Annotated in this window: 3 protein-coding genes; 2 read left to right on the top strand and 1 reads right to left on the bottom strand. The window is 69.0% G+C overall.

Annotation, left to right across the window (positions count from 1 at the left end; genetic code table 11):
* Positions 1 to 50: 50 nt before the first annotated feature.
* On the bottom strand, positions 51 to 2,366 hold the full coding sequence (locus AB0J09_RS59005) for a bifunctional polysaccharide deacetylase/glycosyltransferase family 2 protein (protein ID WP_360712147.1): 2,316 nt from the start codon (positions 2,364 to 2,366) through the stop codon (positions 51 to 53).
* A gap of 141 nt (positions 2,367 to 2,507) precedes the next feature.
* Between AB0J09_RS59005 and AB0J09_RS59000 the strand changes: the two genes are divergently transcribed.
* Positions 2,508 to 2,903, top strand: coding sequence for a hypothetical protein (locus tag AB0J09_RS59000; RefSeq protein ID WP_360712145.1), 396 nt, complete (start codon positions 2,508 to 2,510; stop codon positions 2,901 to 2,903).
* Positions 2,904 to 3,131: 228 nt separating this feature from the next.
* The coding region (locus tag AB0J09_RS58995) for a serine/threonine-protein kinase (RefSeq protein WP_360712143.1) at positions 3,132 to 3,728 on the top strand (597 nt) is incomplete at its 3' end.

Below are 3,728 nucleotides of genomic sequence, written 5' to 3'. Positions count from 1 at the left end.
CGGCCCGCCGCCTGACCACAAGCCCGCCACCTGCGTCGCCGCCCAAGCTCCTAGCGCGTCCCCTCTCCCAGCATGGTCCTCTCGGGGATGCGGACCTGGGGTGCGAGGGGCGGGGTCTCGCCGTTGCGGCTGGAGTCGTTGAACGTTCCTTCCCGGCGTATGGCGTGCCAGCGCAGTCGCACGCCCAGCAGTGCCGTCGCCAGTGACTGGATGACCACGAGGTACATGAGCTGGCGGTAGACGAACTGCTGGAGCGGCAGCACCCAGAGCGCCGAGGCGCGTTCGCCGTCCAAGCGGAGTGCGTACCAACCGGTCAGCGCCTGCACCACCACAAAACCCGCCCATACTGCTACGACCGGTAGGGGGTCGCCCAGAACCGTGTTGTAGATCGCCATGAGGTCGACGACGGGAGCCAGCAAGGGCAGCAGCACCTGGAACAGTGTCAGGTAACCGAGGCAGCGGCGGCCGAAGGGGCCGGGTTCGAGGATGGCGCGCCGATGTTTCCACATCGCCTGCAGCGTGCCGTAGCACCAGCGGTAGCGCTGTTTCCACAGCTGGCCGAGCGAGGTCGGCGCCTCGGTCCAGGCCAGCGCCTTCTCCTCGTAGACCACGCGCCATCCGGCCCGGCACAGTGCCATCGTGAGGTCGGTGTCCTCGGCCAGCGTGTCCGTGCTCACCCCGCCCAGTGCCACCAGCACTGAACGACGGAACGCCCCGATCGCACCGGGTACGGTCGCCATGCAGTCGAGCAGTTCGAAGGCGCGCCGATCGAGGTTGAAGCCGATGACGTACTCGATGTGCTGCCACCGCCCGATCATGCCGCGCCGGTTGCCGACCTTGGTGTTGCCGCTCACCGCGCCGACCGCAGGGTCGGCCAGCTGGCGGACCAGGTGGCCGATCGTGGCGGGTTCGAAGACGGTGTCGCCGTCCACCATGATGAGCAACTCATGGGCGGCCTGGGCGATGCCGGTGTTGAGAGCGGCCGGCTTCCCGCCGTTGGGCCGGCGGATCACCCGCACGCCGGGGAGCCCCAGCGCCTCCGCCAGTTCGGCGGTGTCGTCGGCCGAGCCGTCGTCGACGACGAGGATCTCGAGCTCGCCCTGGTACGTGGTATTGACCAGCGACCGTACCGTCGCCTGGATCCCGGCGGCCTCGTTGTAGGCGGGCACGATCACGGTCACCGGCGGGGGCACGGACCACACGGGCGCCCGGCCCCTTCGCCGCTTCCCGCCCCGGTTACGTGCCGCGTGCACCCACGCGAGCATGGCGAAGAAACCAAGCCGCCCCAACGTGAGCGCTCCCGCGGCCAGCAGCACCCACGACAGAGCACCGGCGAACGTCTCCGAGGCACGCTGGAGCAGGTTGAGCGCGGAGCCGATGAACCGCTCCACTCCGCCGGCCTGTTGGTGCGCCGAGGGCATGCCGAGCGCCGTGGTCACCGTGACGGCGCGGTAGCCCTTGCCGGTCAGCTCTCGCAGGACGGCCCCGACGGCCTCGACGGTCTGCCGCCGGTCGCCACCCGAGTCGTGCAGCATGACGATGGCTCCGCGGCTCTTGTCCGGGATCGACGATGCCACGATCTTCGATGCCCCGGGGCGACTCCAGTCCCTGGTGTCGAGGTCCGCCAACGTGACGAGGTAGCCCTCGGCGGCCAGGGCCTTCATGCCCGCCCACTGCGGCCCGGAGATCGCCGCGGGGGTGGAGGAGTACGGTGGGCGGGCCAGCGTGGTGTGCAGCCCTGTCGCTCCGGCCAGCGCACGCTGTGTCAGCGACAACTCCAGCTTGAGCCGCCAGCCTGGTAGCGCCGCGAGGTCGGCGTGTGAGTACGTGTGGTTGCCCAGCTCGTGCCCCTCGGCGGCGATGCGCCGCGCCAGCTCCGGGTATTTCGCCACCTTGGAGCCCACGGTGAAGAAGGTCGCCTTGGCGCCGTACTTCTTCAGCATGTCGAGCACCTGCGGAGTCCACGCCGGGTCGGGGCCATCGTCGAATGTCAGCGCGATGGTCCTGCCCGGCACGCGGGCGCTGGCGGGCCCGTTCGCCGTGATGTTGATGACCGGGCCTCCGCGCCGTACCTTCTCCAGTTCGGGGGAAGGAGAGCCGGCGGCGGGCAAGGGAGCGTGCGTCTCGCCGACGACGTTGGTCACGTACCCGTTGACCACCAGCGCGGTGGCGGCCAGCAGCAAACAGACGGCGAGCGGGAACCAGTGACCTTTGGGGTCGGCCGGGGGCCTTGCGGCCGGTGCGGGCTGCTGCGCCGGTGGGTTCCGCGGTGCTTCGTTCCGTGGCTGAGCGGAGCGGTAGTCCTGCCAGGCAGGGACCGGCGCGGACGGCCAGACCAGCTTGTCGCCCTGCGAGGGAGCGCTCACTTCTTCGGGCCCTTTGTCCGGTTCGGATCAAGTCCCGGGGGCGTCTTGGCCTGGCCGGGCGGCTCGTTCGCTGCATCCGTGGGATCGGCGGTGGGGTCGGTCGTGGGTTCCGCGGTGGGGTCGGGGCTCAGCTCCGGATTCGTGCCGGACCGCGACGTGGTCCGTACCGGCTGCGGCGAGGTCAGCCCAGACGTCGCCGATGGCCTGGCCGGGCGGGTGGCGCTGGGGGTCGGACGGCGTGATGGCGAGCCTGTCGCCACCGGGCGCGTCACGGAGGGGGTCGGCTGCCTTGAGCGAGGCGTCGGCGTGCGATCAGGCGAAGCCGTGCCGTCTGCCGCTCCCGGGCGATCGCCCGGCCATCCGTTCACCGAGAGTGTCGTGCTGGAGAACATTCCGCCGATCACGATGGCGAGCAGCGCGAGAGCCAGGACGCTCGCGGCGATCGAACCGATCATGATCAGCTTTCGACGGCGACCGCTCTGGTTGACGAAGACGGCTGTCGTTTGGTGTTGCTCAGAGGACACGTGGAAAGAGTAGTGACAGGGGATGAAATAGAGGAATTAAGTGGCATTGTTCGCATACCTCGTCACTGACCGCCACAGTCGCACTGGTATCGCAGAAGATCAGCGAGATCTACTATAGGAAGTAGTAAAAATACCGATTGTGGCAGCGGGGTGATCACTCGCGTGCAGAGGGTCGACACAGGGTGTGACGCCAGGTTAGCGTCCTGACATAAGGATCTTTATCCCGTCAGGAGGTCCCAGTATGGAAGTTCCCGGCTACACCGAGATCCGGGAACTCGGACACGGCGGGACAGGGCGGGTGATGCTCGCGTTACGGGACTCCGACGGGCAGTCCGTCGCCATCAAGCACCTGTCCGAGCCGCTGCGCGCTGACGAGGACTTCGTGGGGAGGTTCCGGGCGGAGGCGGACGTCATCCGCGAGATCGACAGCCCTCATACCGCCCGCCTGCTGGAGTACGTCGAGGGCGAGGACGACGCCGTCATCGTGATGGAGCTGGTCGACGGCGTCACGCTGCGGCGGCTGCTGGAGCACGAGGGCGCGACGGGCGCGGAGGCGGCGCTCGTGGTCCTGAAGGGGGCGCTGCTCGGGCTGGCCGAGGCGCATCGGCGCGGGGTCGTACACCGCGACTTCAAACCCGAGAACGTCATCATCACGCAGGACGGCGAGAGCAAGCTGGTCGACTTCGGCGTGGCGGCGCACTTCGGGGAGACGGCCTCCCTCGTCGGCACCCCCTCCTACATGGCTCCCGAGCAGTGGGAGGACGCCCCGGCCAGCCCCGCGACCGACGTGTACGCCGCCACGCTGGTGTTCTACGAGTGCCTGGCCGGCCACCGGGCC

The organism is Nonomuraea sp. NPDC049784 (genome assembly GCF_040659615.1).
Classification (GTDB): domain Bacteria; phylum Actinomycetota; class Actinomycetes; order Streptosporangiales; family Streptosporangiaceae; genus Nonomuraea.
This window is presented reverse-complemented; position numbering and strand designations above follow the sequence as displayed.